9 protein-coding genes are annotated in these 4,136 nt (G+C 45.4%); 8 read left to right on the forward strand and 1 reads right to left on the reverse strand.

The features are described 5' to 3' along the window. Positions 1–90: 90 nt before the first annotated feature. On the reverse strand, positions 91–474 hold the full coding sequence (locus ACM0OR_RS27800; protein ID WP_414579634.1) for a hypothetical protein: 384 nt from the start codon (positions 472–474) through the stop codon (positions 91–93). Between the two features lie 311 nt (positions 475–785). On the opposite strand from ACM0OR_RS27800, the gene ACM0OR_RS27805 reads away from it, so the two are divergent. From ACM0OR_RS27805 to ACM0OR_RS27840, 8 genes are read left to right on the forward strand one after another with little or no spacing between them, the layout of a single operon-like run. Continuing rightward, positions 786–1,088, forward strand: a complete 303-nt coding sequence (locus ACM0OR_RS27805; RefSeq protein ID WP_414579636.1) for a hypothetical protein — start codon at positions 786–788, stop codon at positions 1,086–1,088. Then, positions 1,063–1,515, forward strand: coding sequence for a hypothetical protein (locus tag ACM0OR_RS27810; RefSeq protein WP_414579637.1), 453 nt, complete (start codon positions 1,063–1,065; stop codon positions 1,513–1,515). The genes ACM0OR_RS27805 and ACM0OR_RS27810 overlap by 26 nt, the downstream gene beginning before the upstream one ends. Next, on the forward strand, positions 1,502–1,759 hold the full coding sequence (locus ACM0OR_RS27815; RefSeq protein ID WP_414579638.1) for a hypothetical protein: 258 nt from the start codon (positions 1,502–1,504) through the stop codon (positions 1,757–1,759). Before ACM0OR_RS27810 ends, ACM0OR_RS27815 begins: the two co-directional genes overlap by 14 nt. 2 nt (positions 1,760–1,761) lie before the next feature. After that, positions 1,762–2,271 carry a hypothetical protein gene (locus ACM0OR_RS27820; protein ID WP_414579639.1) on the forward strand — a complete coding sequence of 170 codons (510 nt, stop codon included), beginning with the start codon at positions 1,762–1,764 and terminating at the stop codon, positions 2,269–2,271. 7 nt (positions 2,272–2,278) lie between these two features. Next, positions 2,279–2,470 (forward strand): hypothetical protein, encoded by a 192-nt coding sequence (locus ACM0OR_RS27825; RefSeq protein ID WP_414579641.1) that lies wholly within the window; start codon positions 2,279–2,281, stop codon positions 2,468–2,470. Beyond that, a complete protein-coding gene (locus ACM0OR_RS27830) occupies positions 2,470–2,742 on the forward strand; it encodes a hypothetical protein (RefSeq protein WP_414579642.1) in 273 nt (90 codons plus the stop codon). Before ACM0OR_RS27825 ends, ACM0OR_RS27830 begins: the two co-directional genes overlap by 1 nt. Then, the gene (locus ACM0OR_RS27835; protein ID WP_414579643.1) at positions 2,724–3,260 is read left to right on the forward strand and encodes a hypothetical protein; all 537 of its coding nucleotides are present in this window, start codon (positions 2,724–2,726) and stop codon (positions 3,258–3,260) included. Before ACM0OR_RS27830 ends, ACM0OR_RS27835 begins: the two co-directional genes overlap by 19 nt. After that, on the forward strand, positions 3,235–3,636 hold the full coding sequence (locus tag ACM0OR_RS27840; protein ID WP_414579644.1) for a hypothetical protein: 402 nt from the start codon (positions 3,235–3,237) through the stop codon (positions 3,634–3,636). The genes ACM0OR_RS27835 and ACM0OR_RS27840 overlap by 26 nt, the downstream gene beginning before the upstream one ends. Positions 3,637–4,136 lie beyond the last annotated feature (500 nt).

The raw sequence follows: 4,136 nt of genomic DNA on the forward strand, positions 1-4,136 counted from the left end.
ATTTGCATTTTTAAAACTTGGTGATCACGTTTGTAGTGAATGCGATCGCAAAAAATAAACCGTCCTTACCCATACAGGCAGGACGGTTTATTAATCAGTTTTATCGGTAGAGACTAAATCGTATATTTCTTGCTTCAGTTCTTGAACTGCTTTTTTGAAGACTTCCTTGTGTTCTCTACTCTCAACTAGACGAGCTTCTAAACGTTGCTGATGTCCATCAACATATTGAAAATAAGCGTTCTCGATAAATTCGAGACGCTCTAGGATTTTCCCAGCAGAATCTTCTCCTGGTTGTTTATCGGTTTCCCTAGCGAAATCTTGCCCTGAGCGATGTGACGCAGCATATCCGATCTGGTCATGCCCATCGACTGAGCTATCACGTCCATGCTTGACCAGTCCGAAGGACTCATCCTCACGTTGACCGTTTTTGCGTCTTCCGCTAATTTTTTGGGTCTTGCCATTATTGTTAGTCACTTAACGATAGCCCCATTTTATCTTTGCAAAACTTTTTTTGTATATACAAAACTGTTGACAGGTTTTGTCTTTGCATTATACTAGCATTAGTTTAGCAAATACAAAACTTTGTACGTTGCAACTGCTCCCCAACGCCTAAACCTTTGCGTTGCATCTACCGGAGCAAGCACCCACGCCTAACCCTTTGCGTGGACACACCCTAAAACTCACAAAACTTACAAACTCCAAAACCAGACAGAGATAGCAGCCTGTAGCACTGTGCAGAGTAAAGACCTGCTGTGGAGTCAGCCAAATTACCATCGATGAGGATTATGAACAAACCTATTGGCTATTGGACAAGTCACCAGCCGGGGGATAACTCCTACCTGGAAACCTTGCAAGAAAAGTATGGATCAAGATTTGAGCGCATGAACCAGCGCGAAAAACTTTACCTAATTTGCGCCATCGCATCTCACCTGTCATGCACCGCTTACGGTTCATTACGGCAAGAATTATTCACTGTTGCCATTAATATCTGTGGCTTGCCAGTGAGTGATCAAGAGGGATTGATTGAAGCGTTAATACATCACGTTCGGTGGAATCCTGCCAATGCAGAACTTACACACAACACCTGAAGCCTCCAGAGAAACTGGCATTCCTGAAAGCACAATCCGTTCATGGATGCGTCGCCATCCTGGAGTCTTCCAAATCGACGTTCATGTAATTGTCGAAGAATCAGGCCGCAAACTGTGGACTGAGGCGGGACTAGATTTATTGCGATCGCGTGCGGCGGAAAATGCACCAGAAGAAGATGCAGAAACCGATGCACCAGACTTTCTAGAATCCTTACTAGAAGGTCATGCACAACAGCTAGCCCGTGAATACTGGCGACTGTTACCCGGTCGTGTGTTGCACCGCATCCGGCAGATGCGCGACAACCCCACACCAGAAGACAGAGAAATCGTCCAAACCTCAGTTCGTGCAGCCATCAACGCTGGGACATCTCACCTACTATTACCGACTTACCAACCGATCTTATTGGAGGGAGATGAAACAGACTAAACAGCAATCAGCATCAGGTAAGGTTGTACCCTTCACAGGTGAATTTTACCCTGTAACTGACACACCTGCACCCACAACAGACAACACACCTACTTATCTGGTGATAGTTGCAGCTGCACTAATCGCAGGGTTAAGCATGGGTGCAATTTTCACTTATCAAAGTGCTGATCAAGTCCAACTGCGCCAGATGAAAGCGCAAAGCGAACAACTTGAACAAGTAAAAAACCAAGTTTGTAGGAATTAATTATGGGAATCCTGGCACGAATTACCAACGTTGGAAAATCGCACAATTCCAACCAATCATCACTAGCCACTGGCGGCCATGCCATAGATAAAAATCAAGTGCTGTCACCCACAGACCAATCTGTAATCAACCCGATGAACGCGGGAAGTTGGCAGACTGTGAGAACAGCACCGGTTAATGAAACACCCCGCTATTTTACCAAAACTGAAGCTGATAGCCTCAAGCAATTAGCCACAGAAAAAACTCAAGGTGCAAGACAATCCCAACGCGCCTATCGGTCACTCAAGAAAATTGAAACAGCCGATTCTCAAGTTCACAAACACCACCGCAACTATATAAGAGGTGTGGCTGATGCAGAACTGACCAAAAAACGCGCCGATGCTGGTACAGCCAAACATCTGCACGCCTTGCGGCCTGAGTATGCAAAATTGGGAATCGGTTTAGACCGGGCTGAAAACAATGCACAGCAACGAATTAACGAGCTAAAAGCCAAGATTCAAGAAAAATACTAGGGGCGACATGGGAGAAGTCAAAAAGGTCAAAGGTCTGCTTGATGATTTTATTTCACTAGTTGAAGAACATGATTCTGGTGAAACTCCAGGATTTATTGATGTGAGGAAGATGCCACCAGAGGTACAAGAAACAATACATCAAAACTTCCGTAACGCGATGGACGCTATTCACGACATGGTGCAAGGTAAACAACAGTAATGGCTAAGGCGGTACATTTAGGAGCTTGGTTTCTTCTGGGATGTATCGCCTCTAGCTTTGTGGCGTGGCTAGGGGCGTTGCATCCGGCGTTGTTTCGGGTGATGTGGGTTGTCTACATTATGTCTACAGCCGCGTTGGGTGTGGCACTAGTAACGGACGATGCGGTGAGGCAATTTTTCAAACTATCCGAACATGATTATTATGCTTTGCTAATTGCGATCGCGGCGGCTATTTTTTTGGGGGGGATGCTCTCATGGCTGATCGGTGGTTAAAAACTAATTGCTTGTTAGCAACTGCATCGGCATTTTGGTTGGCGGCACTCTCACCCATTCCCCAAATCGGTCAAGGTATCAGTTACGGCTTGGGATTAGTGGCATCAGTGCAACTTGTCCAGGAGTCGCGGCGGTTAATGATTCAAGATGCCCGCCGCGTTGCACTCACCGTCATGAACCAAGAACTAGAACATCTTGAAATTGCACTACACACCCAACAACAGGAACAAGCACTGTATGAGGTGTACGGTTCACCAACTTACCCGCCGGAAGTCAAGGACGAGTTAACCAAAAGCCTAGAACACTTATATCAAGAGCCTAGCGCAGAACGTGTTGATCAACTTCCAACTTCCACTTCCGATAAATCTTTATATCTGGTAGTCAAAGCATTACTGGAAGCTGGGAAGTCAGAAACTTTTGTAATTGAAGAGGTTTTAAAATTTCGCGGTCGTCGGTTCGCTGAGGGTAAACAGCAATTGCAGCAAATTTTAGATGAGGGTCAACGCAACGAATGGTGAAAGCGATCGCCTCCGGCGGGCGGGTACGCCATCGCACAAATGCAAAATGCGATGGTCTCCGACCGACCAGAGGTCATCGCCCAACATAATTATCAGTTTGGTTGAACTTGTAAAAAATAACACATTAGATATGGCTGACGAAAATTTAGATATTCCCCAACCCGATCCAGCTTGGGATTATTACGAAGTCTGGCAATCATTACACATTGCCCAAGTAAAAATTAAATCTGGAATAAAACTCATTTTTGGTCAAGAACAAGCAACCCACGACACTGATCAAAAACTCAAAGAAATACTAGAAACCGTTGTAGAAAAACTAGAACAAGTCATTGACGACGAGTTGACAGGTTATGCCGACGATGAAGTTTATGATTAACGCCTGACGAGCCGGACTGACTCACCGGCGAAACGGTGGCAGCCGCCGCCGTCGCGGTCTGAGTCCAAATCAACCGCACAGCACAACAGCCAGTAACTTAGGGCTTTTAACTAGAAACAAGCTTTTTGGCTTTTTGATTTTCGTAAGCTCGGTTACTGGACTGTGTACTGTTTCCCTGTGTCGCCGCAGTTCGCGCTGCGGCATTGCCTTGAGAGTGAAGCAAGCTGTTAGGGCTTACGGGTGATTCATAGGCTTGACACTGCGGATTTTAAAAACGAACCACCCAGAGGAAACCGAATGACCAGAGTTTTAGGGCTTGATATCAGCAAGTCCTCAGTTTCAGCTTGTCTACTGTTAGAAAAGCCAAATTCACCACGTCAATTTTATTATGAATGTCTGTTTTATAGGTTCAGTGCCAACAGTGCCGGTATTAAGCAACTTTTGGAACTAACTGGAGTTTAGACTAAATCGGTCATGTTCAAGAAAAAAAGGGAGTCTGA

Origin of the sequence: Anabaena sp. CCY 9402-a (genome assembly GCF_963920945.1) — a bacterium.
Classification (GTDB): Bacteria; Cyanobacteriota; Cyanobacteriia; order Cyanobacteriales; family Nostocaceae; genus Trichormus; species Trichormus minutissimus.